The sequence below is a fragment of the Thioclava atlantica genome, assembly GCF_000737065.1.
GTDB lineage: Bacteria > Pseudomonadota > Alphaproteobacteria > Rhodobacterales > Rhodobacteraceae > Thioclava > Thioclava atlantica.
Map to the genome: position 1 here is coordinate 62,789 of NZ_AQRC01000012.1, position 23,411 is coordinate 86,199.

Below are 23,411 nucleotides of genomic sequence, written 5' to 3' on the forward strand. Positions count from 1 at the left end.
CGATGATCCCCGGAGAGATCCTGCCCGCCGCGGGCGACATCACGCTCAACGAGGGGCTCGAGGCGATCACGCTGATGGTCGCCAATACCGGCGACCGCCCGGTGCAGGTCGGCTCGCATTACCATTTCGCGGAGACGAATTCCGCGCTCGCCTTCGATCGCGCAGCTGCGCGCGGTTACCGGCTCGATATCGCGGCGGGAACGGCGGTGCGCTTCGAGCCGGGCCAGAGCCGTGAAGTGCGCCTCGTGCCCTATCGCGGGGGGGCGTGAAGTCTATGGATTCAATCAGAAAGTGATGGGGGCGCTCTGATGCCGGCTTTGATCCCGCGCAGCACCTATGCCGACATGTTCGGCCCCACGACCGGCGACCGGGTGCGGCTCGCCGATACCGATCTCATCATCGAGGTCGAGCGCGACCTGACCACCTATGGCGAGGAGGTCAAGTTCGGCGGCGGCAAGGTGATCCGCGACGGGATGGGCCAGAGCCAGATCTCGCGCGCGGGCGGGGCGGTCGATACCGTCATCACCAATGCGCTGATCGTGGACCATACGGGCATCTACAAGGCGGATGTCGGGCTGAAGGGCGGGGTGATCGTGGCGATCGGCAAGGCGGGCAATCCCGACACCCAGCCGAATGTCGACATCATCATCGGGCCCGGGACCGAGGCCATTGCGGGGGAAGGGAAAATCCTGACCGCAGGCGGGTTCGACGCGCATATCCATTTCATCTGCCCGCAGCAGATCGAGGATGCGCTGGCCTCGGGGATCACGACGATGCTGGGCGGCGGCACCGGCCCTGCGCATGGCACGCTGGCCACGACCTGCACGCCGGGGCCGTGGCATATCGGTCGGATGCTGCAAAGCTTTGACGCCTTCCCGATGAACCTCGCGCTGGCGGGCAAGGGCAATGCCTCGCGCCCCGAGGCGCTGGTCGAGATGGTCGAAGGGGGCGCCTGCGCGCTGAAGCTGCACGAGGATTGGGGCACCACGCCGGGCGCGATAGATTGCTGCCTGTCGGTGGCCGACGACATGGACGTGCAGGTTATGATCCATACCGACACGCTCAACGAGAGCGGCTTCGTCGAGAATACGCTCGCCGCGATCAAGGGCCGCACGATCCACGCCTTCCATACCGAGGGCGCGGGCGGCGGCCATGCGCCCGATATCCTGAAGGTGGTCAGCGCGCCGAACGTGATCCCGTCCTCGACGAACCCGACGCGGCCCTACACGGCGAACACGGTCGAGGAGCATCTCGACATGCTGATGGTGTGCCACCATCTCGACAACAAGGTGCCCGAGGACGTGGCCTTCGCCGAGAGCCGAATCCGCAAGGAGACGATCGCGGCCGAGGATATCCTGCATGACATGGGCGCGATGTCGATCATCTCCTCGGACAGTCAGGCGATGGGCCGGGTGGGCGAGGTGATCATCCGATGCTGGCAGACCGCCGACAAGATGCGCAAGCAGCGCGGACGCCTGCCCGAGGAAAGCGGCGAGAACGACAATGTCCGGGTGAAACGCTATATCGCGAAATACACGATCAACCCGGCGATCTGTCACGGGATCTCGGGCCATGTCGGTTCGGTCGAGGTGGGCAAGCGCGCCGATCTGGTGCTGTGGAACCCGGCCTTCTTCGGCGCGAAACCCGATATGGTGCTGATCGGCGGCTCGATCGCGGCGGCGCAGATGGGCGATCCGAACGGCTCGATCCCGGCGCAACCCTTCTACATGCGCCCGATGTTCGGCGCCTATGGCGGGGCGCGGCACGCCAGCGCAGTCACCTTCGTCAGCCAGGCGGCGCAGGCGGGCGGGATCGCGGCCAAGCTGGGATTGCAGAAGACCACGCTGGCGGTCGAGAATACCCGCGGCATCGGCAAGGCGCAGATGATCCATAACGCGGCGACGCCGCAGATTGACGTGCATCCCGAGACCTACGAGGTGCGTGCCGATGGCGAATTGCTGACATGCGAGCCGGCCGAGGTCCTGCCGCTCGCGCAGCGCTATTTCCTGTTCTGAGGGGTCAATGCAGCTCGCAGAGGGTCACAGCAAGTCCCGGTGCGGCGGCGAGATGCCCGTCGACCGTTGCCAGCATCGGATGGCGCGGCGCCGGCGCGCTATGGGGAAGGGTGTGCAGTACCCGCGTCACCTTCATCCGGTGGAAGGCGGGATCGCTGCGGATCGCCTCGGGCAGCAGGCGCGGCTCCAGCACCTGCCGGCTCTGGGTGACGATCTCCACCCGGCTCCAGCGCCCGAGCCGCGGCATGTCGGGCTGGGTCAGATAGGCCTCGCGCAACTCCGCCTCGCGGCGGCGCAACCGCGCGATTTCGGAGCGGATATGGGCAAGCTCATCGGCGGGCGCGCGGCGGTGCAGCATGCGGTGTCTCCTTTGATCCGAACACGAGAAGCCTGCCGCCACTCTTTTGAGAAACAGTTAAAGGAGACGCGATCATGAGCGATTACCCCAGAGCCGGTTCGGTCGCGCCCGCGGGCGCCTGGTCGGAAGCGGTCGATCACGTCGCGCTCGATTACGAGGGACGCTTCCTGCGCCGCAAGCGGCTGGTGGCGGCGTCGGGCAAGGGGTTCCTCGTCGATCTGCCCGAGGTGACCAATCTCGTGGGCGGCGAGGCCTTCGTGCTCGGGGACGGGCGCTGCATCGAGGTGCGTCCGGCGCTCGAGCCGGTGCTGGTCGTGACCGGCGATCTGGCGCGGCTCGCCTGGCATATCGGCAACCGCCACACGCCCTGCCAGATCGAGGCGGAGCGGCTGGTGATCCGCGCCGATCACGTGCTCGAGGCGATGCTGAAGCGCCTGGGCGCCGAGGTGTCGCCGGGGGTGGAAACCTTCCAGCCCGAGGGCGGCGCATACGGGACGGGCCGCACGATGGGCCACGATCACGGTCATTCGCATGACCACGGCCACGACGATCATCACGACCATGCCTGATCCCACCGCACCGCTTGCGCTGATGCAATGGCTCTCCCCGGCCTTTCCGACCGGGGCCTTCGCCTATTCGCACGGGCTCGAGCAGGCGGTGGCGGCGGGCGAGGTGCATGATGCGGAGAGCTTCGCGGCCTGGCTGGAGGATGTGATCGAGCTTGGCGCGGGCTGGTGCGATGCGGTCCTTCTGGGCTGCGGGCTGAGGGGCGGCGATCCCGATCAGCTCGATGCGGTGGCGCGCGCGCTCGCGGGCTCGGGCGAACGGCTGCGCGAGACGGTGGAGCAGGGCACGGCCTTCGCGCTGGCGCAGGCGGGCTTGCGGGGCGCCGAGGTTCCCGCGCGCGCCCTGCCGGTCGCGGTGGCCGAGGCGGCGCGGGATCTCGATCTGCCCGCGGCGCAGACGGTTTCGCTCTATCTGCATGCCTTCGCGTCGAACCTCGTCTCGGCGGCGGTGCGGCTCGTTCCGCTGGGGCAGATCGCCGGGCAGCGGGTTCTGGGCGGGCAACATGAACGGATCGCGGCGCTGGCTGTGCGGGCGGAGGCGGCGGAGCTTGCCGATCTGGCCAGTTCGGCCTTTCGCGCCGAGATCTCGGCGATGCAACATGAGACGCTCGACGTGCGTCTGTTCAAGACTTGAGGTGAGATGATGGGCAACGGACCTTTGCGGGTGGGGATCGGCGGACCGGTGGGCGTGGGCAAGACCACGCTGACGGAACAGCTCGCGCGGGCGCTGGCGGCGCGGGTCTCGATGGCGGTGGTCACGAATGACATCTATACCCGCGAGGATGCCGAGGCGCTGATGCGCGCGCAGGTCCTGCCGGGCGAGCGGATCCGGGGCGTGGAAACGGGGGGCTGTCCGCATACCGCGATCCGCGAGGACGCCTCGATCAATCTTGCCGCCATTGCCGATCTGAACGCGCAGATCCCCGATCTGGAGCTGGTGCTGATCGAGAGCGGGGGCGACAACCTCGCCGCGACCTTCAGCCCCGAACTGGCCGATCTGACGATCTATGTGATCGACACGGCGGCCGGACAGGACATCCCGCGCAAACGCGGGCCGGGGGTCGCGAAATCGGATCTGCTGGTGGTGAACAAGACCGATCTCGCGCCGCATGTGGGGGTCGATCTGGAGCTGCTCGAGGCCGATACGCGACAGGCGCGGGGCACGCGGCCCTATGTCATGGCGAAGCTGCGCCGCGGCGAGGGCATCGACGAAATCGTCGATTTCCTGTGCCGCGAGGGCGGGCTGGAGCTGTGCCCGGCCCCCGCTTCCGCCTCCGCCAGCGCCTGATCTTCCGGTTCCGCTCAGTTCGGATCGCGGCGCGCGCCTGCTATCGTAGCCCCTCGCTTCGGGGGGCTTTCGATGATCCGGGCTGCTGCGTCCCTCTGTCTCGCCATCGCGCCGAACCTCGCGCCGGGCTGCCCGGCGCCGCTGCCGCTCGAGGTGGCGCCCGAACAGATCGCGGAGCTCACGCGGTGGATCGAGCGCCATTCCGACTATGCCGCCAGCGCGCTCGGCCCGCCTCCGATCTTCCTGTGCCAGACCGGCGAGGTGATCGCCTATGAGGGGCACGACGTGGTGGTCGATTCCGAGCTGCGCGCCGCCTACGACCTGCGCAACGACCGCATCTTCCTCGTGCTGCCCTGGTCGGCAAGCGATCCCCGGAACCTGTCTTCGCTGCTGCATGAGCTGATCCACCGCGCGCAGTTCGCGGCGCGGGACTGGCCCTGTGCGGCGGCGACCGAGCCCGAAGCCTACCGATTGCAGGAGCAATGGCTGGCCGAGCGGGGGATCGAGGCGGGGTTCAACTGGTTCCGGATCGAGATCGAGGCGCGTTGCCTCTCCGATCATCATCCGTGAGGGGGGGCGGGCGACGCCGTGCGGCGGTCTCAGCCCTCCGCGCTCAGCCGTTCGGCCTTCTTGCGCACCAGAACCGTGCGCAGATCGTGCATCGCCATGAGCAGCGCGTCGGTGATCTCCTCGAGCTGGGCGTCGCTCGCACGTGATTGCGCCCATTGGGCGACGAGGTTGAGCTGATCGACCGTGCGCGCGATGTCGTCAACGTCGCGTTCGGCCAGCACCGCGCGGCGGCGGGCGATCCAGGCCTCGATCTCGGCGCGGTCCTGCGCGCTCAGTTCGCGCTCGCCCTGCGGCTTGATCTCGCCATTGCGGACATTGACATTGGCGAGCGGGTCCATCTCGATCCGACGCTGCCGGTTCTCGGTATCGACGCGAAACACCGTCGCGCCGTTTTCCTTCACCCGGAAATAATACTCCGGCAGATCGCCCATGCGCCGCTCTCCCCGCTGGCCCGTTCCGGGCCTTATCGAAGCCCCTCGCAGAAGGCCTTGATGCGTGCGCAGGCCTCGGTCAGGACATCATCCGACGTAGCGTAGCTGATGCGGAAATTCGGTGAAAGCCCGAAGGCCGCGCCGAAGACGACAGCGACGCCGTTTTCCTCGAGCAGCGCGGTGGCGAAATCCTCGTCCGTCTCGATCTTGCTGCCCCCGGCCGAGGTCTTGCCGATGCAATCCGCGATCGAAGGGTAGACATAGAAGGCGCCCTGCGGGGTGGGGCAGGTGATGCCGGGGCAGGCATTGAGCCCGGCGACCACCAGATCGCGCCGGCGCTTGAAGGCCGCGCGCGAGGTGGCGATGTAGCCCTGCGGGCCGTTGAGCGCCTCGACGGCCGCCCATTGCGAGATCGTGCAGGGGTTCGAGGTGGACTGGCTCTGCACCTTGCGCATCGCGGCGATCAGGGGCTCGGGGCCCGCCGCATAGCCGATCCGCCAGCCGGTCATCGCATAGGCCTTGGAGACGCCATTGACGGTCAGCGTGCGGTCGTAGAGCCCCGGTTCGACCTGCGCGGGCGTGGTGAAGTCGAACCCGTCGAAGGTGAGATGCTCATACATGTCGTCGGTCATCACCCAGACATGCGGGTGACGCATCAGAACATCGGTCAGCGCCTTCAGCTCGTCGCGCGAATAGGCCGCGCCCGAGGGGTTCGAGGGCGAGTTGAACAGGAACCACTTGGTCTTGGGCGTGATCGCGGCCTCGAGCGCCTCGGGGCTGATCTTGTAGCCCTGCGCGGGATCGCCTTGCACGAAGACGGGCGTGCCGCCGCCGATCAGAACCATGTCGGGATAGCTGACCCAGTAGGGCGTGGGGATCACCACCTCGTCGCCCGGGTTCAGCGTCGCCATCAGCGCGTTGAACAGAACCTGCTTGCCGCCCGAGGAGACCGAGACCTGAGACGGCGCATAGGACAAGCCGTTCTCGCGGGCGAACTTGGCGCAGATCGCCTGTTTCAGCTCGGCGATGCCGTCGACGGCGGTGTATTTCGTCTTTCCGGCGACGATCGCGGCGACGGCGGCCTGCTTGATGTTCTCGGGCGTGTCGAAATCGGGTTCGCCCGCCGAGAGGCCGATCACGTCATGGCCCTGCGCGCGCAGCTCGGCGACTTTGCCGGTCATCGCGACGGTCGGCGACGGCTTCACCCGCGCGAGCGTGTCGGAAAGAAAGGCCATCGGGTCGTCTCCGGTTTGTAACTCGTCTCCCGAACTCTTAGGGTTGGCCGGGTAGGCGATCAAGTGCAAGCGGGCAAGTGCGAGCGGGCAGGTGCAAGCGGGCCAGCGACAGCGGGAGAGCGGCGATGAGCGATGACTGGTATGGCGACAGCTCGGCGACCTTCGGGGATCGTCTTGCAGGTGCGCGCGAGGCGGCGGGGCTGAGCCAGGAGGATCTGGCGCGGAAAATCGGCGTGCGGCTCGAGACGCTGCAGGCCTGGGAGGACGACGTGGCCGAGCCGCGCGCGAACCGGCTCCAGATGCTCTCGGGGATGCTCAACGTCACCTTGATGTGGCTCCTGACGGGCGAGGGCGAGGGGCTTGACGGCCCGCCCGAGACGGTGGCAGATGCCGGGGCGGAGCGCGCCCTGGTGCGCGAGATCCGCGAAGTGCGGGCCGGCCTCGAAGAGCTCGATGCGCGGCTCGGACGGCTCGAGAAGAGATTGCTGTCGGGAGAAGAGGCATGACCGAGACCCGTGACGCGCGGCTCAAGCGGATGCGGATGCGCAGCTGGCGCCGCGGCATCAAGGAGATGGACCTGATCCTCGGGCCCTATGCGGATGCGAAACTGGCCGAGCTCGACGAACCCACGCTCGATCTCTATGACCGGCTGCTCGAGGAAAACGACCAGGATCTCTACCCCTGGGTCTCGGGCGCGCAGCCCTGTCCGCCGCAGTATCTCGATCTGCTGACCGAGATCGGGAACTTCGCCCGCGAGCGGCATATCACCCGTGCGTAAGCCCCGCGCCGTCCGGTCTCGGGCGGCTTAACGGTTTTTTTCCCATTTTCCGCAACTCTCGCCCCAAGGAGCGGGAAAACCGGCGGAGAATGAGATGACGGTGCAGAAAACTGCGAGCGAGATGATGCCCGTCCCGGCGGCGCCCGGGCTGATGGCGGGTTACCTGGACAGCCTGGCGCTGCTCGAGCGGCTGCACCGCCTGCTTCTCGACGTGATCAAGGACGAGTTCGAACGGCTCGCCATCCTCGAGATCAACCCGGTACAGGCGCTGCTGCTGTTCAATGTCGGCGAAAACGAGGTGGCCGCGGGCGAGCTGAAGACCCGCGGCTACTATCAGGGCTCCAACGTCTCCTACAATCTCAAGAAACTGGTCGAGGCGGGATACATGCACCACCAGCGCTGCGAGATCGACCGGCGCTCGGTGCGGGTGCGGCTGACCAAGAAGGGGCGGGCTCTGCGCGACACGGTCGCGGCGCTGTTCGAACGCCACGCCTCGGGGATGGAGGCGCGCGGCGTCATCGGCTTCGAGGCGATGGAGGAGATGAACCACACGCTGCGCCGGATCGAACGCTACTGGACCGAGCAGATCCGCTACATCTACTGACATGCGCCGCGGGGTACGCGCGCCACGTTGCGTCTCCCGCCCCTTGCCATGCCCCCGCGCATCGCCCAATCTTGCGCCCGAGGAGGGCGGGCGATGCAGATGTACGAGGCGATCAACGTGCTGGGCGGAGCCCTGCAGCCCTGCTCGTTCCGGCCCCGCACGGGCTTTTTCCGCGATGGCAGCTGCAATACCTGCTGGGAAGATGCGGGCGGCCACACGGTCTGCGCGGTGATGACCGCCGAGTTCCTGGCCTGGTCAGCCTATATCGGAAATGATCTGAGCACGCCGCGCCCCGATGTCGAATTCCCGGGGCTCAAGCCGGGCGACCGCTGGTGCCTGTGCGCCTCGCGTTTCCTCGAAGCGGTGGAGGAAGGCTGCGCGCCCCAGGTGATGCTGGCCTCGACCCATCGCGACGCGCTGCGCGTGGTGCCCTTCAAGGTGCTTGCGGCCCATGCGGCGGAAGGCAAGGCACCGAAGGGCTGACGGGAGGGGCGGCCCCGAGGCGCCGGGGCGTCTCGCGTTCTGGGCGATTTCACCTTTTTCCCCGGCTCGGACGCGCCGGTGGCGCTCCGCCCGACCTTCTCAAGGCAGGAGCGTCGAAGGGGATGGTGTGAGGCGATCGGGCCGGGCACGGGGGCGTTGGCGAACGTTCGGGGACACCCTGGTCCGGGCCCGCCGAGCCCCCTTATCCCACCGGCACCCAGATCACGTCCTCGATCTTCGGCGCGCCGGTCGCGAGCATCGCCAGCCGGTCGAAGCCGAGCGCGATGCCGGAGGCCTCGGGCATGATCTCGAGGGCGGCGAGGAAATCCTCGTCGATCGGGTAGCGCTCGCCATAGAGGCGCTCCTTGAGATCCATGTCCGCCTCGAAGCGTCGGCGTTGCTCGGCCGGGTCGGTCAGCTCGCCGAAGCCGTTGGCAAGTTCGACCCCGCAGGCATAGAGCTCGAAGCGTTCGGCCACGCGCGGATCGTCGGGGGCGGGCCGGGCCAGCGCGGCCTCGGCCAGCGGGTAGCGGTCGAGAATGGTTGCGCGGCCATGGCCCAGATGCGGCTCGACCCGCGCCACGAGGATCTTCGAGACCATGTCCGCCCAGCCGTCATCCGCGGCGACCGGAAAACCGACCGCGTCGCATTGCGCGCGCAGGGCCCCCGCATCGGTCTCGGCGCCCTTGCAGGTCGCGAGCAGGTCGATCCCGGCATGACGCGCGAAGGCCTCGGCGACGCCCAACCGTTCGGGTTCGGCGAAGGGATCGCATTCGGCCGTGCCGTAGCGCAGCACCGACGACCCCGCCGCCTTCGCCGCAAGCCGCAGGATCGCCGCGCAATCGGCCATCAGCGCAGTGTAATCCTCGCCCGCGCGATACCATTCGAGCATGGTGAATTCGGGGCTGTGGCGCGTGCCCGCCTCGCGGTTGCGCCAGACATGGGCGAAGGCGGCGATGCGGGGCTCGCCGGCCGCGAGCAGCTTCTTCATCGCGAATTCGGGCGAGGTATGCAGATACATCCGCCGCGCCTGCCCGTCATTGCCGATCAGATCGGTCGCGAATGCGTGCAGATGCGCCTCGTTACCCGGGCTCACCTGCAGCGCGCAGGGATCCACCTCGACAAAATCCTGTTCGGCCAGCCAGGCGCGGATCGCGGCCTGGATGCGGTTGCGCGCGAGCAGTGCGGGACGGCGGTCGGCATGGCGTTCGGGGCTCCAGAACGGGGGCATGGCAAGCCTTTCAGGCTGGAAATCGGGGCGCAAATGGTTTAGGCGACCTGCAGCCCGGGCGCCAGAGCCCGTTTTCCAATTCCACAAGGGAACGCAATGGTCAAAGTCATCGCCTCTTCGGTCCGCAAGGGCAACGTGCTCGAAATCGACGAGAAGCTCTATGTCGTGCTCTCGGCGCAGAACATCCATCCCGGCAAGGGCACCCCGGTGACCCAGGTGGACATGCGCCGGATCTCGGACGGGACGAAGGTGTCGGAGCGCTGGCGGACGACCGAGCAGGTCGAGCGCGCCCATGTCGAGGAAAAGGAATACGACTTCCTCTACGAGGACGGCGAAGGCTACCACTTCATGGACCCCGAGAGCTACGAGCAGATCGCGGTGCCCGAGGACGTGATCGGCGATGCGAAAGTGTTCCTGCGCGACGGTATCCGCGTCTATCTCAAGACCTTCCAGGAAGCCGCGATCGCGATCGAACTGCCGCAGAAGGTGACCGTCGAGGTCGAGGAGACCGAGCCGGTCGTGAAGGGCCAGACCGCGTCCTCCTCCTACAAGCCGTCGATCTGCACCGGCGGGATCCGCGTAATGGTGCCGCCGCATATCGGCGTGGGCACCCGGATCGTGATCAACACCGAGGACAGCACCTATCAGGAGCGCGCGAAGGACTGATCCTTCGGCTCCATCGGGTTACGGGGAAGGCGTCCTGCGGGGCGCCTTCTCTCATTCGGAAGGCCAGAGGCTGCCCGTCCCGCGCCAAGGAGCGCCACGTCGCCCGCGCGTTAGCCTGTGCCCCTCTCTTCGCGCAGCGGCCAGAGCTCCAGCAGCCCCGCCCCCAGCACCAGCAGCCCGCCCGCGAGTTCCATCGGCGAGAGCGTCTCCCCGGCGAGAAACGCGGCCGATAGAGCGCCGACCAGAACCTCGGTCATCAGCAGGAGCCCCACGCGGGCGGGTTCGAGCCGCACCGTCGCCCACATCAAGGCGGCGAGCGACAGCCCCCACCAGAGGGCCCCGGTGACCAGCGCGAGCGAGACGGTGCGCGCAAGGTCCCGCACCGCGTCAGGGGCCGGGAGCGGTTCGAGAAACGGGGCGAGCAGGAGGGTGACGAGCGTTGCGCCGAGCGCGAAGACGAAGGCGGAGGCGGGCGCCCCGAGATCGGATTTCGCGCGGATGCCGGTGGTGGCGATCGACCAGAGCACGCCGCCTGCGAGCGTCATCCATTCGCCGAGATCGCGCGGCAGGGGCAGACCGTCTCCCGCGCCGAGCATCAGCGCGAGGCCGCCAAGCCCGACCATGATCGCCAGGTAGCGCAGGCGCGGCGTCGGCCAGCCCATCACGAAACGCCCGATCAGCGTGGACCAGACCGGCGTGAGGAACCACATCAGGATCACCAGCGCGACGCGGCCATAGACGAACCCGATCGAATAGAGGGCGAAGGCGGCGCCCCCGAGCGCGATGGAGACGAGCGCGACGGGCGCGCCGCGCCCGATCTCGCGGCGGCGGGCGAGGGCGACGGGGGCGAGGACGCCAAGCGCGCAGAGCGTGATCGCGAGCGTGCCCCAAGCGCCGGGCAGGCCCCGCGCGTCGAGCGCGCGCACCGGCAGCCAGTAGAGCCCCCAGAAGGCGCCCATGGCCAGCGTGATCGCGCTGGCGATGAGGGTGACGCGCGCCTCGGGCATGAGTCTAGCCGAGCTTCGCAATCCATGCCGTCAGCGCCTCGAGCGCCTCGGGCTCGTCGAGGAAGGGAATATGGGCGCGGCCGGGCACCTTGGCATAGATCATGTCGGGACGGCGGCGGCGCATCTCGGCGCAGGTCGCATCGCTCAGCAGGTCGGAATTGGCGCCGTGGATCAGCGCCAGCGGCAGACCGTCGGCGGCGTCGAAAAGCGGCCAGGCTTCGGGGACGCCCTCCTTGAACGCGGCGAGGAAGGCCTCGCGCAATTCCGGGTCGTAATTGATCTTCAGCCCGGTTTCGGTCTCGACGTAATGGTGGCGCACCTCGTCTTGCCAGCGGCGCTCGGGCACGCCCTCGAAGCCCTTCATCGCCTCGGGCAGCTTTGCGGCCATCTCGGCATGGGTCCGGGCCGCGGGGTTGCGCCCGATATAGTCGAAGATCTTGTGGAGCCCGTCCGTCTCGAGCACCGGGCCGACATCGTTCAGGCAGAGCCCCGTCATGCGCTCCTTCGCGGTCGCGGCCATGAACATCCCGATCAGCCCGCCGCGCGAGGTCCCGAGGATCGCGGCCTTCTCCAGCCCCAGATGATCGAGCAGTTGCAACGCGTCCTTCGCCTCGCGCGGGACGGTGTAGGTGGCCTCGCCCGTCCATTGGCTTTGTCCGCGCCCGCGATAGTCCATCCGGATCAGCCGCACATCGTCGAGGAGCGGCACGACATAGTCGAAATCGCGCGTGTTGCGGGTCAGGCCCGACAAGGCGAGGACGGGCACGCCCGTGCCCTCGTCGAGATAGGCCAGTTTCGCCCCGTCATCGGCGGTGAAGAAGTTCATGCGCGTCTCCTCTGGATTGCGGCTCTGCCAGCGATCATAGTGCGTTGAAAGGAGATCGCCATGTCCGAGACGCTCGAGAAACTGCAAGCGCGGCTCAACCAGCTCGAAGAGGAGATCGAGCAGGAATGGGACCGCCGCCGCGAGGCGATGGCCTTTCGGCTCGAGCATAACCGGGTGGTCTTCGAGCGCGAGGTCCGCGAGGCCCATCGCCGGGCGCGGGTCGGTTTCTGGACGTTCATGAGCCGGACCCGGCCGCTCTTCGTTCTCACCACCCCATTCGTCTACGGGCTGCTGGCGCCGTTCGCGCTGCTCGACCTCTGCGTCACGCTCTATCAGGCGGTCTGTTTTCCGGTCTACAAGATCGCCAAGGTGAAGCGGGCGGATCATATTTCGATCGACCGCCAGCATCTGGCCTATCTCAACGGGTTGCAGAAGCTCAATTGCATCTATTGCGGCTACTGCAACGGGCTTCTGAGCTATGTCCGCGAGGTCGCGGGGCGGACCGAGCAATATTGGTGCCCGATCAAGCATTCCCGCCGGTTGAAGGCGCAGCATCGGCATTACCGCGATTTCGTCGACTATGCCGATGCCGAGGGCTTTATCGCGCAGACCGAAAAGCTTCGGGATGCGCTGCGCCAGATGAAGGACTGATCAGATCCAGTCGGGGACGCCGCGCAGATCGCGCAGGGTGGCCGCGGGCTTGTAGGGCAGGCGTTCGAGCGGAGCGCCGCCGCGATTGACCCAGAGCACCCGGAAGCCCGCCTTCGACGCGCCGGCGGCATCCCATCCGTTCGAGGAGATGAAGGCGGTTTCCTCGGGAGAGACGCCCATCTTCCGGGCGATCATCGAGTAGACCTCGGCGGCGGGCTTGTAGCGGCGCAGCTCGTGGATCGAGATCACGTCATCGAGCAGATGGCCGATCTTGGCGGCATGAACCGCGGCGTCGAGCATCTCGGGCGCGCCGTTCGACAGGATCGCGCGCCCGATGCCGCGATGCTGCAAGGCTTCGAGCATCGCGGGGACCTCGGGGAAGGCGGAGAGCTCGCGATAGAGCGCCATCAGCCGATCGGCGAGGTTCGGATCGTCGAGCCCCTGCGCCTCCATCGCCCAGTCGAGACCGTCGCGGGTGAGCTGCCAGAAATCGACGTAATCGCCCATGATCTCGCGCAGCCAGGAATATTCAAGCTGCTTGCGCCGCCAATCGGCCGCCAGGCGCGGCCAGATCTCGGTCAGGCGCGGCTCCTCATGCGCGAGTTCGCGCGCGGCGGCATCCACGTCGAAAAGCGTACCGTAGGCGTCGAAGACGCAAAGCTGTATGGACATTGGCAATTCCTCCCCTGCGTCAATCTACCCGCTATGCGAACGGGTGCAATGCGATGTGGCGCAAAAGGAGGAAAGCCTGCCCCGCAAACCCGTGCAGGGCAGGGGCAGGATCAGAGGTTTTCGGCCGCGGGCATGCCCATGACGTGATAGCCGCTATCGACCGAGATGATCTCTCCGCTCGTGCAGGCGCCGTAATCCGAGCACAGATAGACGGCGGTGCCGCCGATCGTCTCGAGCGTCGCGTTGTGGCGCAGCGGTGCATTCGCCTCGGTATGGCGGAAGGTCTTGCGTGCGCCGCCGATCGCCGCGCCCGCGAGGGTCTTCATCGGGCCGGGCGAGATCGCGTTCACGCGGATGCCCTCGGGGCCCAGATCGGCCGCGAGGTAACGCACCGCCGATTCCAGCGCGGCCTTGGCGACGCCCATCACGTTGTAGAACGGCGTCACCCGCTGCGAGCCCATATAGGTCAGCGTGATCATCGAGCCGCCCTCGCTCATCAGCTCCGAGGCGCGCTTGGCCACGTCGATGAAGCTGTAGCAGGAGATCGTGAGCGAGTTCTTGAAATTGTCGCGGGTGGTATTGATGAACCGGCCCGCGAGCTCGGTCTTGTCGGAATAGGCGATCGCGTGGATGACGAAATCGAGCGAACCCCATTCGTCCTTCAGCCTGGCGAAGGCGGCATCCATCGAGGCGTCGTCATTGACGTCGACATCGAGCAGGAGGGACGAGCCCACGGAGGCCGCGAGCGGCTCCACGCGCTTGCCGAACGCTTCGCCCTGATAGGAGAAGGCGAGCTCTGCGCCTTCGTCCGCCAGTGCCTTCGCGATGCCCCAGGCGATCGAGCGCTCGTTGGCGACCCCCATCACGAGGCCGCGCTTGCCCTTCATTAGTTCCGCCATTCCCGTCCCTGCCGCCGTTTGTGGTCGTTAGTCGCGATACTTGCTCATCACGAGCGAGGCATTGGTGCCGCCGAAGCCGAAGCTGTTCGACAGGACCGAGTCGAGCTCGATATCGTCGATGCGCTGCGTCGCGATCTCTTCCGGTTTGATGGCCGGGTCGAGTTCGGTGACATTGGCCGAGGCCGCGATGAAGTTGTTCTTCATCATCAGGATCGAATAGATCGCCTCATGCACGCCGGTCGCGCCGAGCGAATGGCCGGTGAGCGACTTGGTCGAGGAGATCTTCGGCACATTGCCTTCGCCGAAGACGCGGCGCACGGCCTCCACCTCGGTCACGTCGCCCGCGGGCGTCGAGGTGCCGTGGGCGTTGATGTAGGAGATCTTGCGGCCTTCGGGCAGCGTCGAGGTCGCGAGGCGCATCGAGCGCTCTCCGCCCTCGCCCGAGGGCGCCACCATGTCGTAGCCGTCCGAGGTCGCGCCGTAGCCGGTCAGCTCGGCATAGATCTTCGCGCCGCGCGCCTTGGCATGCTCGAGCTCCTCGAGCACCACCACGCCGCCGCCGCCCGCGATCACGAACCCGTCGCGCTTGGCGTCGAAGGCGCGCGAGGCGAGTTCGGGGGTGTCGTTGTATTTCGAGGACATCGCGCCCATCGCGTCGAACAGGCACGACAGGGTCCAGTCGAGTTCCTCGCCGCCGCCGGCGAAGATCACGTCCTGCTTGCCCATCTGGATCAGTTCGGCAGCGTTGCCGATGCAATGCGCAGAGGTCGAGCAGGCCGAGGTGATCGAGTAGTTCACGCCCTTGATCTTGAACGGCGTGGCGAGGCAGGCGGAGTTGGTCGAGCTCATGCAGCGGGTGACCATGAACGGACCCATCCGCTTGGGCGAACCCTTCTCCATCACGATGCGGTGCGCCTCGAAGAAGTTCGAGGTCGAGGGGCCGCCCGAACCCATGATCAGGCCGGTGCGCGGGTTCGAGATGTCGCTATCCTCGAGACCGCTATCGGCCAGCGCCTGCTCCATCGCGATGAAGTTGTAGGCGGCGCCCGCACCCATGAAGCGCAGGTTGCGCTTGTCGATATGGTCCTCGAGCACGATCTGCGGCTGGCCCTTGACCTGGCTGCGGAATCCGCGTTCGGCATAGTCCTCGGCGAAGACGATGCCGGACTTGCCCGCCTTGAGGCTGGCGGTGACTTCTTCGGCATTATTGCCGATGGGCGAGACGATGCCCAACCCGGTGATGACAACGCGGCGCATATGGGCCTCCTGTCCTTGTCTCGTGGGGGTCAGCTCTCGGAGAGCGCGACCTTCATGTCCTTGACCTGGTAGATCACTTCGCCATCGGCCTCGACGATCCCGTCGGCGACGCCCATGGTCAGCCGGCGGGTCTGCACGGCCTTGGTGAAATCGACCTTGTAGGTCAGCATCTTGCGATCGGGGCGCACCATGCCGGTGAGCTTCACCTCGCCGACGCCGAGCGCGTAGCCGCGCCCCTGCCAGCCGCGCCAGCCGAGGTTGAACCCGGTGAGCTGCCACAGCCCGTCCAGCCCGAGGCAGCCCGGCATGATCGGGTTGCCGGGGAAATGGCATTCGAAGAACCACAGATCGGGGGTGATGTCGAACTCGGCGACCACATGCCCCTTGCCGTGCAGACCGCCATCACCCGAGATATCGGTGATGCGATCCATCATCAGCATCGGCGGGGCCGGAAGCTGTGCATTGCCGGGGCCGAACAGCTCTCCGCGTGCACATTTCAGAAGATCTTCTTTCCCGAAGCTCGTCGGAAACCCTGCCATCGGCGCTCCTTCCCGGTTTTGGCGTCCTTTTGCATCCCTCTATCACCGCGCGACGGAGCGGCGCAAGGGTAACGGCGCGGCGCGGGGTGTGCAGTTCCATTGAAACCTGAGTCGAAAAGTCGCATATAGAGAGCGAGGAGTAATGCCATGGCAATGACGAATCCGACCGAACACCGCCGCGGCCATGACTGGCTGGCGACCGCCGGGCTGCGCCCGACGCGGCAGCGGCTCGCGCTTGCGACGCTTCTGGTGGGCGACGGGAAGGATCGACACGTGACGGCGGAAAGCCTCTATGCCGCGGCGCTCGACGCGGGCGAAAAGGTCTCGCTCGCGACGGTGTACAACACGCTCAAGGCCTTTTGCGATGCCGGGCTGATGCACGAGATCACGGTCGATGGCTCGCGCAGCTATTTCGACACCCGGATGGACGATCACCCGCATTTCTTCTGGGAAGACGAGAATTACCTCACCGATGCGCCCGCCGAGGAGCTCAAGCTCGCCTCGGTGCCCGCGGCCCCCGAGGGGACCGAGATCACCCGCGTGGATGTGGTGATCCGGGTGCGCAGAGCGTAATCCGGCAGGACCGGACATGAACGGCCCGCCACGAGGCGGGCTTTTTGCTGTCATGTGAACGGGCCGGGTGACGAAGCGACCCGGTGTCAGGGCAGGATCGCCAGCCAGGCCCAGATCGTCAGGATCGACAGCGCCGTCGCGATCAGCACCGAGGAGGCCGCGACCCGGCGCGCAACACCGTAGATATTGGCGAAGAGATAGGCGTTCACGCCCGGCGCCATCGAGGCGGTCAGTGTCGCCGAACGCAGTGCCGCGGTGTCCACCTTGAAGGCGAAATGCGCGAGGCCATAGGCGATCGCGGGGTGCAGGATCAGCGACAGCCCGGTGACCATCGCGATCGCCTTCGCATCGCCCTCGGGACGGTAGCGGTAGAGCACGCCGCCAAGGCCGAACAGCGCCGCGGGAAGCGCCGCGCGCGCCATCATGTCCATCGAGACCTGGATCGGGTGGGGCAGGGGCATGCCGGTCAGCGTGGTCACGATCTTGATCGCGAACCCCGCGAGGATGCCGATCACCAGAGGGGTCCGCAGCACGCCCACCAGCGCGTTGAGCCCGACCCGGCCGAGGCTCGCCCCCGAGCCCGAGGAGCGCACCATCTCCATCGCGAGGATGCCCACGGTGTAGAGGAAGGGCGAATGGACCGAGATGATCGCGAAGTTGTTCGACAGCGCGTCCGCCCCGTAGGCGCGCTCGGTGATCGGGACGCCCAGCAGGAGCGAGTTCGAGAACAGGCAGGCGAAGCCGATCGCGACGCTTTCCGGCCCGGTGCGCCCCATCATCCGTGCGCCGGTGATGCCGATCGCGAAGGAGACCAGCGCGCCGGCATAGAAAGCCGTCATCATCGGCCAGTTGTAGCTCTGCCCCAGATCGAGCCCCGCGATCGAGCGCGCGAGCAGCACCGGCACCGCGAAATTCTGGGCAAAGCGCATCAGCCCGTCGACCGCGGCCTCGGAGAACATCTTCCGCCAGGCCACGACATAGCCGAAGCCGAGCACGAGAAAGACCGGAAGGATGACGTCGATCAGGGTGCTCATGGGGCGGGGAATTCCAGCACCATGCCGTCATGGGCCGGGCGCACATGCTCGGGCGTTTCCGCCGCGACCGCGTCGTGATCGAGATCGATATGCATATTGGTCAGCACCGCGCTGGCAGGCCGGGCGCGCGCGATCCATTCGAGCGCGCGCGACAGATGCGCATGGGTCGGGTGCGGCGTGCGGCGCAGCGCGTCGAGCACCCAGCAATCGAGATCGTCGAGATGCGCCCAGGCGGGCTCGGGGATCTCGGAGACATCGGGCAGGTAGGCGAGCCCGCCGATCCGGAAGCCGAGCGCGTCGATATTGCCATGCTCGACCCGGAACGGCTGGAACGGGATCGCCCCGCCCGCGCCGCTCACCTCGAAGGCATGTTCGTGGCGGATCGCGTTGAGATCGCAGATCGGTTTGTAATTGCTGTCCGGCGGCTGGACGAACGCATAGGCGAAGCGGCCCAGCAACGCGGATTCGGTGTCGTTATCGGCCCAGACCGGCAGGCGGCGGCGCATGTTGAACACGACCTGGCGCAGGTCGTCGATCCCGTGGACGTGATCGGCATGGCTGTGGGTGTAGACCACGCCGTCAAGCTCGCCCACGCCCGCATCCAGCAATTGCTGGCGCATGTCGGGCGTGGTGTCGATCAGCACCCGGGTGGTGCCCGCGGGGCTCACCCGTTCGACCAGCATCGAGCAGCGGCGCCGGCGGTTCTTCGGGTTGGCGGGGTCGCATTCGCCCCAGAGATTGCCGATGCGCGGCACGCCCCCGGAGGAGCCGCAGCCGAGGATCGTGAAGCGCAGGCGGCTCATGCGGCGAGGCTCCCGCGCTCGCCATGCTCGGCGGCCTTCCAGAACAACCGGTCGAAATTGGCCTGTGTCGCCGCGGCGAATTCCTCGAGCGGCAGGCCGAACACCTCCGCGCCGACCTTCGCGGTGAGCGCCGTGTAGGCGGGCTCGTTGCGCCGGCCGCGATGGGGCGGGGGCGCGAGATAGGGGCTGTCGGTTTCCACCAGGATCCGGTCGAGCGGGGCGGCGGCGAAGATGTCGCGCACCTCCTGGCTGCGGGGGAAGGTCGCGATGCCCGACATCGACAGGTAGAAACCCATCTCCACCGCGGCCTGCGCCAGACGCGGCCCCGAGGAATAGCAATGCATCACGCAGCTATAGGGTTTGGCCTTCATGCCCTCGCTCAGGATCGCCTCCATGTCGGCATCGGCGTCGCGCGAATGGATGATGAGCGGCAGGCCGGTTTCCTGCGCGGCCTCGATATGCAGGCGCAGCGAGGTCTTCTGAACCTCGGCGCTCTCGGCGGTGTAATGATAGTCGAGCCCGGTCTCGCCGATGCCGACGAATTTCGGGTGCTTGGCGAGGGCGACCAGCTCCTCGACCGACGCCATCGGCTCTTCGGCGACGCTCATCGGATGGGTGCCCGCGGCGTAGAAGACCCCCTTGTGGGTTTCGGCGATCGCGCGCACCGAGGGCTCGTTCTTCAGCTTGGTGCAGATCGTGACCATGCGCGTGACGCCGGCAGCGTTGGCGCGCGCCACGACCTGATCGAGCTCGCCCGCGAAATCGGCGAAATCGAGGTGGCAATGGCTGTCGGTGATCTCGGGCGGAAGGGGCAAAACGGTCTCCTTTCGCGCCGCTCACGAGGCGGCGGCTGTGATCTCCAAGACGATATCCATCACGAGCGCGGCAGGGTCAAGGTTGACCGCCCGGCCGTGGCGCGCCCGCGCGCCCAGGGTCTGGTGCAGGCTGGCCCATTTCATCGCCGCCTGTTCGTCCGGCGAGATCCGCGCGAGAAGCTCGGCCTCGCCCGGAGCGGCCTCGGGGCTGGGCGGGCCCGCGACGCCCGCGCGCGCGGCGCGCGACAGAAAGAGGTCGATCAGGTTCAGCACGAGCTGGTAGCGGTCCTCGTTGCCCTTGCCCACGCAGCTTTCGGCCAGCGCCAGCGCGCCGAGCCGGTCGAGCCGGGGCAGGGTGGCCATGAGGCCCACGAGCTTGGCATAGGTCGTCATCCCGTCGAGATTGACGAGCCGGATCGCCGCGCCCACCGATCCGCCCGAAAGCGCGGCGAGCGCGTGATGGTCCAGTTCGGGCGGCTCGCCCGCCTCCTCGGCGGCGGCAAGCGCGGCCTCCATCTCTTCGGGCGCGAGCGTGCCCAGCCGCAATTCGCGGCAGCGCGAACGGATCGTCGGCAGAAGCCGCGCCGGCTGATGCGCGATCAGCAGGAAGGTCACCCGGGCGGGCGGCTCCTCGAGCAGTTTCAGGAGCGCGTTGGCGGCCTGCGTGTTCATCTCGTCCGCGGCATCGACGATCACCACCCGGCGGCCCCCTTCGGCGGCGGAGAGATGCAGGAAGGAGCGCAGCTTGCGCACCTCGTCGACGCGGATGTCCTGACTGAGCGCCGACTCGGTCGCGTTCGCGCCGCGCTTCAAGACGAAGATCCCCGGCTCGGATCCGGCATGGATGCGCGAAAGGGCGGGGTGGTTCGGATCGGGCTCGAGGCTGGTTGGCGGTTGCACGTCGCCGAAGAGGCCGGGGCCCTCCTCTTCCGGCCGGGTCAACAGGAAGCGGGTGATCCGCCAGGCCAGCGTCGCCTTGCCCACGCCGCGCGGGCCGGTCAGCAGCCAGCCGTGATGCAGCCGCGACATGTTGAAGGCGTCGAGGAAATCCTGCTCGGCCCGGCTCTGACCGACCAGCCGCACGGTGTCGCGCGGGTGGCGCGCGCCGGGGGCGAGGGTCGGATCGGGAAGGTCGGCTAGGCTCATGGCGGGCACTCTAGTAGCGCGCGCGGGCGGTTTCCAGCGGGGTTTTGCGTGGGATGGGCCAGGTTCCCGAGGTTGGCGCGGGCGGCCACCTCCGGGCCGGAGCTCAGCCGGGCAATTCCGCCTGAACGGTTTCCAGCACGTCTTGCGCCACCCGCTGCGGATCGCGCGCGCCGTCGATCACGCGGAAGCGGGGCGCGAATTCCTTCGAAAGCGCAAGAAAGCCCGCGCGCATCTTCTCCTGCAGGCCGAGGCCGAAATCCTCGAAACGCTCCTCGGTGCCCTGCCGGCCCTTGGCGCGGGAGAGCCCGGTGGCCGGGTCGATGTCGATCAGGATCGTCAGGTCGGGTTCGCGCTTGATCATCAGGCTGTGGAGCTGATCGACCACCGCGCGCAGATCCCCGCGCGAGAGCCCCTGATACATCCGGGTGCTGTCGGCGAAGCGGTCGCAGATCACGACCTTGCCGGAGGCGAGCGCGGGTTCGATCACGCGTTCCAGATGGTCGCGGCGGGCGGCGGTGAAGAGCAGGATCTCGGTCTCCGCCGACCAGCGGTCGGGATCGCCCTCGAGGACGAGACGGCGGATCTCCTCGGCACCGGGCGAGCCGCCCGGTTCGCGCGTCAGAACGACGTCATGCCCCGCCTCGCGCAGGGCATCGGCCAGCATCCGCGCCTGGGTGGATTTGCCCGATCCGTCAATACCCTCGAAACTGATGAACATCCGGGCTCAGCTGCTCGCCTGTTTCTTGGCCGCGTCGATCGCCATGCCGGTGAGCCGGGCGAGCGCCGCCTTGACGCGGACCGCGAAACCGCCGCGCTTGACGTCATCGGTGGCGACCAGGGCGACCTCGCGCGGATCGTCGAGGCCGGGAACGGTGATCACCAGCTTGCCGATCTTCTGACCCTTCGCGATCGGGGCGGCGACCGGGCCGTCGAAGACGGCCTCGGCGGTGACCTTGTCCTTCGAACCGGCCGGCAGAAGCAGCGACAGATCCTTCTCGGGGGCGAGGCCCACGGTGGATGTCCCGCCAAGCCAGACGGGGGCCTCCGCAAGCCGGGTGCCCGCCCTGGCCACGTCCTTCATGACGAATTGCCGGAAGGCCCAGTTCGCCACCGCTTCGCCTTCCTGCGCACGGGATTGTTCGGAGGGAAGGCCCGCGAGGACGAAGACGATCCGGCGTTCGCCCATCAGCGCCGAGCCCACCAGCCCGTAGCCCGCTTCCTGGGTGTGACCGGTCTTCATGCCGTCGGCCTTCCAGTCGGCGGCCTTGATGTCGAGCAGGGGGTTGCGGTTCTCGGCATTCGCCGGAGCGCGGTCCTTGTAGTTGAAATGGGTCTCGGAGAAGAAGTGATAATATTGCGGGAAATGGGAGATGATGCGGCTCGCGACGAGCCCGAGATCATGCACCGACATCCGCTGGCCGGGATCGGGCCAGCCGCTCGCATTGGCGAACATCGAGTTCTTCATCCCCAGTTCCTGGGCGCGCTCGGTCATCAGCTTGGCGAAGGCGGGTTCGGAGCCCGCGAGGCCCTCGGCGACCACCACGCAGGCATCGTTGCCCGAATTGATGATGATGCCCTGCACGAGATCGCGCACGCTCGGCCGGTCGGTCGTGTTGAGAAACATCGTCGAGCCGCCCATCGACTGCGCATGGGGCGAGACGGGGAAGGTGGTGTCCATCGTCACGCGTCCGTCCTCGAGCGCCTCGAAGAGCAGATCGAGGGTCATCAGCTTCGACATCGAGGCCGGCGGGATCGGAATATCGGCATTCTTCGACAGCAGCACCGTCTTGGTGGTCAGGTCATAGACCCAGGCGGCGCGGGCCTTGGTGTCGAACGCCCAGGCGGGAAGCGCGATGAGCGAGGCGAGCAGGGCGGCGGTAATCAGTCGCAGGAAGGTCATGTCGTTGCGTCGTTCCTAGTTCGAGACGGGGAAGGCATCCGGATAGCCCAGCCCGTGAATGGTCGTCTCCAGCGCCTTGAGGTCGGTCTTGCTCGGGGCAGGGCCCGCGACGACGCGCCAGAAGGTCTTGCTGTGGCTCGTTTCCTTTCGGATCGAGGCGATGATGCCCGCCTTCGCCATCTGGCTCTGGGCGCGTTTGGCATTGGCCTCGCTCGAGAAGATCCCGATCTGGACATACATCCTGCCCGCGGGCGCTTTCGGCGCGGCGGCGGTCTGGGTCGTCGCGGCGACCGGCGGTGCGGGGGCGGGGCCCGGCGCGGGCGGAGCGCCGATCGCCGGTTTCGCCGGCTTGGGTTGCGGCTTGGTCGGCATGCCGGACATGTCACCCGCCGCGGAGGCCGGTTTCGCCGCGCCGCCGCCCGTATCGCCGGGCGCGTCGAGCGAGCTCTGCTCGACCGTCTCGGGCTGCGCGATCACCGGCTTGCTCACCAGCGGTTCGGCCTGCGCCGTCTCGGCGGGCGCGGTCTCGCGGCGAAGCGCGATGACCGAAAGCTCCGTCGGTGCCCCCGCGAGCATGCCGAGCGCGTCGGCCGCATCGGAGCTCACCTGCAATTTCGGTCCGGGCGCGTCCAGCTCGCGCTTGAACAGCGCGCCGATCACGAATTTCCCGTTCGACTTGTTGCGCACGATCACCCGCTCGGGATCCTTCACGCCGGGATAGGCGACCCAGACGCCCCCGAGCGAGGGCCGTCCGTCCCAGAGCCCCTTCTCGTCGACCGAGAAGACCTGCGGCGCCTCGACATCGCGTTCGACCAGCTTGGTGCCGCTCTCGGAACGTGCCGCCGCCGTATCGCCCGTTTCGGTCTTCGGTTTGAGAAAGCCGAAGGGATTGCCGGTGGTCTCCTGGCAGCCCGCCAGCGCGAGGCCGGTTCCCAAGACGAGGGCGATCTTCATCGCCCGGTTGCGCGTGGTCCTGTCCTGCCGTGTCATCTCTTGCCCCTCTCGCGCGGTTTTCCCGCCTCTTGGTTGCCTCGCCATGGCGGCGCGCCGTTTCCCTGTCCGTT

General features: G+C 67.4%; 29 protein-coding genes and 1 pseudogene. 13 read left to right on the forward strand and 17 right to left on the reverse strand.

Annotated elements, in window-relative coordinates:
* Positions 1-2: 2 nt before the first annotated feature.
* Together DW2_RS14125 and ureC are read left to right on the forward strand one after the other, a co-directional pair.
* Positions 3-309 (forward strand): annotated as a pseudogene (locus tag DW2_RS14125) (urease subunit beta).
* A complete protein-coding gene (ureC, locus tag DW2_RS14130) occupies positions 309-2,015 on the forward strand; it encodes an urease subunit alpha (protein WP_038147660.1) in 1,707 nt (568 codons plus the stop codon). The pseudogene DW2_RS14125 and the gene ureC overlap by 1 nt, the downstream one beginning before the upstream one ends.
* A 4-nt stretch (positions 2,016-2,019) precedes the next feature.
* On the opposite strand, the gene DW2_RS14135 is transcribed toward ureC, so the two are convergent.
* Entirely contained in the window at positions 2,020-2,373 is a 354-nt protein-coding gene (locus DW2_RS14135; RefSeq protein ID WP_038147662.1) for a hypothetical protein, read from the reverse strand.
* A 74-nt stretch (positions 2,374-2,447) separates the two neighbouring features.
* Here DW2_RS14135 and DW2_RS14140 point away from each other — a divergent pair, with 74 nt between their 5' ends.
* The 4 genes from DW2_RS14140 (at position 2,448) to DW2_RS19130 (ending at position 4,797) form a co-directional block, all read left to right on the forward strand.
* Positions 2,448-2,942, forward strand: coding sequence for an urease accessory protein UreE (locus DW2_RS14140; protein WP_038147663.1), 495 nt, complete (start codon positions 2,448-2,450; stop codon positions 2,940-2,942).
* Positions 2,905-3,573 carry an urease accessory protein UreF gene (locus tag DW2_RS14145; RefSeq protein WP_238321336.1) on the forward strand — a complete coding sequence of 223 codons (669 nt, stop codon included), beginning with the start codon at positions 2,905-2,907 and terminating at the stop codon, positions 3,571-3,573. Before DW2_RS14140 ends, DW2_RS14145 begins: the two co-directional genes overlap by 38 nt.
* Positions 3,574-3,582: 9 nt before the next feature.
* Entirely contained in the window at positions 3,583-4,227 is a 645-nt protein-coding gene (gene ureG, locus DW2_RS14150) for an urease accessory protein UreG (protein ID WP_038147790.1), read from the forward strand.
* A 72-nt stretch (positions 4,228-4,299) separates the two neighbouring features.
* Positions 4,300-4,797: a DUF6647 family protein gene (locus DW2_RS19130; RefSeq protein ID WP_051856083.1), complete on the forward strand. Its 498-nt coding sequence runs from the start codon at positions 4,300-4,302 to the stop codon at positions 4,795-4,797.
* Positions 4,798-4,826: 29 nt separating this feature from the next.
* On the opposite strand, the gene DW2_RS14160 is transcribed toward DW2_RS19130, so the two are convergent.
* Together DW2_RS14160 and DW2_RS14165 are read right to left on the reverse strand one after the other, a co-directional pair.
* Complete coding sequence (locus DW2_RS14160) at positions 4,827-5,228, reverse strand: hypothetical protein (RefSeq protein ID WP_038147666.1); 402 nt, start codon at positions 5,226-5,228, stop codon at positions 4,827-4,829.
* A gap of 32 nt (positions 5,229-5,260) precedes the next feature.
* Positions 5,261-6,463, reverse strand: a complete 1,203-nt coding sequence (locus tag DW2_RS14165) for a pyridoxal phosphate-dependent aminotransferase (RefSeq protein ID WP_038147669.1) — start codon at positions 6,461-6,463, stop codon at positions 5,261-5,263.
* Positions 6,464-6,588: 125 nt separating this feature from the next.
* On the opposite strand from DW2_RS14165, the gene DW2_RS14170 reads away from it, so the two are divergent.
* The 4 genes from DW2_RS14170 to DW2_RS14185 all read left to right on the forward strand — a co-directional run bounded on the left by DW2_RS14170 (position 6,589) and on the right by DW2_RS14185 (position 8,328).
* Positions 6,589-6,969: a helix-turn-helix domain-containing protein gene (locus DW2_RS14170; RefSeq protein WP_038147671.1), complete on the forward strand. Its 381-nt coding sequence runs from the start codon at positions 6,589-6,591 to the stop codon at positions 6,967-6,969.
* Positions 6,966-7,241: an FAD assembly factor SdhE gene (locus DW2_RS14175; protein WP_038147673.1), complete on the forward strand. Its 276-nt coding sequence runs from the start codon at positions 6,966-6,968 to the stop codon at positions 7,239-7,241. The genes DW2_RS14170 and DW2_RS14175 overlap by 4 nt, the downstream gene beginning before the upstream one ends.
* A gap of 94 nt (positions 7,242-7,335) precedes the next feature.
* Positions 7,336-7,845, forward strand: a complete 510-nt coding sequence (locus DW2_RS14180) for a MarR family winged helix-turn-helix transcriptional regulator (RefSeq protein ID WP_202900120.1) — start codon at positions 7,336-7,338, stop codon at positions 7,843-7,845.
* Positions 7,846-7,938: 93 nt separating this feature from the next.
* On the forward strand, positions 7,939-8,328 hold the full coding sequence (locus DW2_RS14185; RefSeq protein WP_038147675.1) for a DUF2237 family protein: 390 nt from the start codon (positions 7,939-7,941) through the stop codon (positions 8,326-8,328).
* A 202-nt stretch (positions 8,329-8,530) separates the two neighbouring features.
* On the opposite strand, the gene epmA is transcribed toward DW2_RS14185, so the two are convergent.
* A complete protein-coding gene (gene epmA / locus DW2_RS14190) occupies positions 8,531-9,559 on the reverse strand; it encodes an EF-P lysine aminoacylase EpmA (RefSeq protein ID WP_038147676.1) in 1,029 nt (342 codons plus the stop codon).
* Positions 9,560-9,655: 96 nt separating this feature from the next.
* On the opposite strand from epmA, the gene efp reads away from it, so the two are divergent.
* The gene (efp, locus tag DW2_RS14195) at positions 9,656-10,225 is read left to right on the forward strand and encodes an elongation factor P (protein WP_038147678.1); all 570 of its coding nucleotides are present in this window, start codon (positions 9,656-9,658) and stop codon (positions 10,223-10,225) included.
* A 110-nt stretch (positions 10,226-10,335) separates the two neighbouring features.
* Here efp and DW2_RS14200 read toward each other — a convergent pair whose 3' ends face one another.
* Complete coding sequence (locus tag DW2_RS14200; protein ID WP_038147681.1) at positions 10,336-11,232, reverse strand: DMT family transporter; 897 nt, start codon at positions 11,230-11,232, stop codon at positions 10,336-10,338.
* Between the two features lie 4 nt (positions 11,233-11,236).
* The gene (locus DW2_RS14205) at positions 11,237-12,058 is read right to left on the reverse strand and encodes an alpha/beta fold hydrolase (protein ID WP_038147684.1); all 822 of its coding nucleotides are present in this window, start codon (positions 12,056-12,058) and stop codon (positions 11,237-11,239) included.
* Between the two features lie 60 nt (positions 12,059-12,118).
* On the opposite strand from DW2_RS14205, the gene DW2_RS14210 reads away from it, so the two are divergent.
* A complete protein-coding gene (locus DW2_RS14210; RefSeq protein ID WP_038147686.1) occupies positions 12,119-12,709 on the forward strand; it encodes a hypothetical protein in 591 nt (196 codons plus the stop codon).
* Here DW2_RS14210 and DW2_RS14215 read toward each other — a convergent pair whose 3' ends face one another.
* The 4 genes from DW2_RS14215 to fabA form a co-directional block, all read right to left on the reverse strand.
* Positions 12,710-13,381, reverse strand: a complete 672-nt coding sequence (locus DW2_RS14215; protein ID WP_038147688.1) for a haloacid dehalogenase type II — start codon at positions 13,379-13,381, stop codon at positions 12,710-12,712. It abuts the gene before it with no gap.
* Positions 13,382-13,491: 110 nt separating this feature from the next.
* Complete coding sequence (locus DW2_RS14220) at positions 13,492-14,280, reverse strand: enoyl-ACP reductase FabI (RefSeq protein ID WP_038147691.1); 789 nt, start codon at positions 14,278-14,280, stop codon at positions 13,492-13,494.
* A gap of 27 nt (positions 14,281-14,307) precedes the next feature.
* Positions 14,308-15,537, reverse strand: a complete 1,230-nt coding sequence (gene fabB / locus DW2_RS14225; RefSeq protein ID WP_038147693.1) for a beta-ketoacyl-ACP synthase I — start codon at positions 15,535-15,537, stop codon at positions 14,308-14,310.
* Between the two features lie 29 nt (positions 15,538-15,566).
* A complete protein-coding gene (gene fabA, locus DW2_RS14230; protein ID WP_038147695.1) occupies positions 15,567-16,076 on the reverse strand; it encodes a bifunctional 3-hydroxydecanoyl-ACP dehydratase/trans-2-decenoyl-ACP isomerase in 510 nt (169 codons plus the stop codon).
* Between the two features lie 147 nt (positions 16,077-16,223).
* On the opposite strand from fabA, the gene irrA reads away from it, so the two are divergent.
* On the forward strand, positions 16,224-16,649 hold the full coding sequence (irrA, locus tag DW2_RS14235) for an iron response transcriptional regulator IrrA (protein WP_272944431.1): 426 nt from the start codon (positions 16,224-16,226) through the stop codon (positions 16,647-16,649).
* An 86-nt stretch (positions 16,650-16,735) separates the two neighbouring features.
* Here the strand turns inward: irrA and DW2_RS14240 are convergent, their stop codons facing one another.
* The 7 genes from DW2_RS14240 to DW2_RS14270 form a co-directional block, all read right to left on the reverse strand.
* Positions 16,736-17,683, reverse strand: a complete 948-nt coding sequence (locus DW2_RS14240; protein ID WP_038147697.1) for an AEC family transporter — start codon at positions 17,681-17,683, stop codon at positions 16,736-16,738.
* Positions 17,680-18,486: an MBL fold metallo-hydrolase gene (locus tag DW2_RS14245; RefSeq protein ID WP_038147700.1), complete on the reverse strand. Its 807-nt coding sequence runs from the start codon at positions 18,484-18,486 to the stop codon at positions 17,680-17,682. The genes DW2_RS14240 and DW2_RS14245 overlap by 4 nt, the downstream gene beginning before the upstream one ends.
* A complete protein-coding gene (locus tag DW2_RS14250) occupies positions 18,483-19,301 on the reverse strand; it encodes a TatD family hydrolase (RefSeq protein ID WP_038147703.1) in 819 nt (272 codons plus the stop codon). Before DW2_RS14250 ends, DW2_RS14245 begins: the two co-directional genes overlap by 4 nt.
* A 21-nt stretch (positions 19,302-19,322) precedes the next feature.
* Positions 19,323-20,447: a DNA polymerase III subunit delta' gene (locus tag DW2_RS14255; RefSeq protein ID WP_038147706.1), complete on the reverse strand. Its 1,125-nt coding sequence runs from the start codon at positions 20,445-20,447 to the stop codon at positions 19,323-19,325.
* A 103-nt stretch (positions 20,448-20,550) separates the two neighbouring features.
* Positions 20,551-21,165: a dTMP kinase gene (gene tmk / locus DW2_RS14260; protein WP_038147708.1), complete on the reverse strand. Its 615-nt coding sequence runs from the start codon at positions 21,163-21,165 to the stop codon at positions 20,551-20,553.
* Between the two features lie 6 nt (positions 21,166-21,171).
* Positions 21,172-22,347 (reverse strand): D-alanyl-D-alanine carboxypeptidase family protein, encoded by a 1,176-nt coding sequence (locus DW2_RS14265; RefSeq protein ID WP_081874998.1) that lies wholly within the window; start codon positions 22,345-22,347, stop codon positions 21,172-21,174.
* A gap of 15 nt (positions 22,348-22,362) precedes the next feature.
* Positions 22,363-23,337: an SPOR domain-containing protein gene (locus DW2_RS14270; protein WP_051856086.1), complete on the reverse strand. Its 975-nt coding sequence runs from the start codon at positions 23,335-23,337 to the stop codon at positions 22,363-22,365.
* Positions 23,338-23,411: the final 74 nt, after the last annotated feature.

Coding starts and splice junctions, on each gene's coding strand:
- DW2_RS14240 (WP_038147697.1), bottom strand. CDS start 17,683: ATGAGCACCCTGATCGACGTCATCCTTCCGGTCTTTCTCGTGCTCGGC.
- tmk (WP_038147708.1), bottom strand. CDS start 21,165: ATGTTCATCAGTTTCGAGGGTATTGACGGATCGGGCAAATCCACCCAG.
- DW2_RS14140 (WP_038147663.1), top strand. CDS start 2,448: ATGAGCGATTACCCCAGAGCCGGTTCGGTCGCGCCCGCGGGCGCCTGG.
- DW2_RS14265 (WP_081874998.1), bottom strand. CDS start 22,347: ATGACCTTCCTGCGACTGATTACCGCCGCCCTGCTCGCCTCGCTCATC.
- DW2_RS14245 (WP_038147700.1), bottom strand. CDS start 18,486: ATGAGCCGCCTGCGCTTCACGATCCTCGGCTGCGGCTCCTCCGGGGGC.
- DW2_RS14180 (WP_202900120.1), top strand. CDS start 7,336: ATGACGGTGCAGAAAACTGCGAGCGAGATGATGCCCGTCCCGGCGGCG.
- DW2_RS14135 (WP_038147662.1), bottom strand. CDS start 2,373: ATGCTGCACCGCCGCGCGCCCGCCGATGAGCTTGCCCATATCCGCTCC.
- DW2_RS14165 (WP_038147669.1), bottom strand. CDS start 6,463: ATGGCCTTTCTTTCCGACACGCTCGCGCGGGTGAAGCCGTCGCCGACC.
- DW2_RS14160 (WP_038147666.1), bottom strand. CDS start 5,228: ATGGGCGATCTGCCGGAGTATTATTTCCGGGTGAAGGAAAACGGCGCG.
- DW2_RS14170 (WP_038147671.1), top strand. CDS start 6,589: ATGAGCGATGACTGGTATGGCGACAGCTCGGCGACCTTCGGGGATCGT.
- DW2_RS14205 (WP_038147684.1), bottom strand. CDS start 12,058: ATGAACTTCTTCACCGCCGATGACGGGGCGAAACTGGCCTATCTCGAC.
- DW2_RS14185 (WP_038147675.1), top strand. CDS start 7,939: ATGCAGATGTACGAGGCGATCAACGTGCTGGGCGGAGCCCTGCAGCCC.
- DW2_RS14215 (WP_038147688.1), bottom strand. CDS start 13,381: ATGTCCATACAGCTTTGCGTCTTCGACGCCTACGGTACGCTTTTCGAC.
- DW2_RS19130 (WP_051856083.1), top strand. CDS start 4,300: ATGATCCGGGCTGCTGCGTCCCTCTGTCTCGCCATCGCGCCGAACCTC.
- fabB (WP_038147693.1), bottom strand. CDS start 15,537: ATGCGCCGCGTTGTCATCACCGGGTTGGGCATCGTCTCGCCCATCGGC.
- fabA (WP_038147695.1), bottom strand. CDS start 16,076: ATGGCAGGGTTTCCGACGAGCTTCGGGAAAGAAGATCTTCTGAAATGT.
- DW2_RS14220 (WP_038147691.1), bottom strand. CDS start 14,280: ATGGCGGAACTAATGAAGGGCAAGCGCGGCCTCGTGATGGGGGTCGCC.
- ureC (WP_038147660.1), top strand. CDS start 309: ATGCCGGCTTTGATCCCGCGCAGCACCTATGCCGACATGTTCGGCCCC.
- DW2_RS14145 (WP_238321336.1), top strand. CDS start 2,905: ATGACCACGGCCACGACGATCATCACGACCATGCCTGATCCCACCGCA.
- epmA (WP_038147676.1), bottom strand. CDS start 9,559: ATGCCCCCGTTCTGGAGCCCCGAACGCCATGCCGACCGCCGTCCCGCA.
- DW2_RS14200 (WP_038147681.1), bottom strand. CDS start 11,232: ATGCCCGAGGCGCGCGTCACCCTCATCGCCAGCGCGATCACGCTGGCC.
- DW2_RS14210 (WP_038147686.1), top strand. CDS start 12,119: ATGTCCGAGACGCTCGAGAAACTGCAAGCGCGGCTCAACCAGCTCGAA.
- ureG (WP_038147790.1), top strand. CDS start 3,583: ATGGGCAACGGACCTTTGCGGGTGGGGATCGGCGGACCGGTGGGCGTG.
- DW2_RS14255 (WP_038147706.1), bottom strand. CDS start 20,447: ATGAGCCTAGCCGACCTTCCCGATCCGACCCTCGCCCCCGGCGCGCGC.
- irrA (WP_272944431.1), top strand. CDS start 16,224: ATGGCAATGACGAATCCGACCGAACACCGCCGCGGCCATGACTGGCTG.
- DW2_RS14270 (WP_051856086.1), bottom strand. CDS start 23,337: ATGACACGGCAGGACAGGACCACGCGCAACCGGGCGATGAAGATCGCC.
- DW2_RS14175 (WP_038147673.1), top strand. CDS start 6,966: ATGACCGAGACCCGTGACGCGCGGCTCAAGCGGATGCGGATGCGCAGC.
- efp (WP_038147678.1), top strand. CDS start 9,656: ATGGTCAAAGTCATCGCCTCTTCGGTCCGCAAGGGCAACGTGCTCGAA.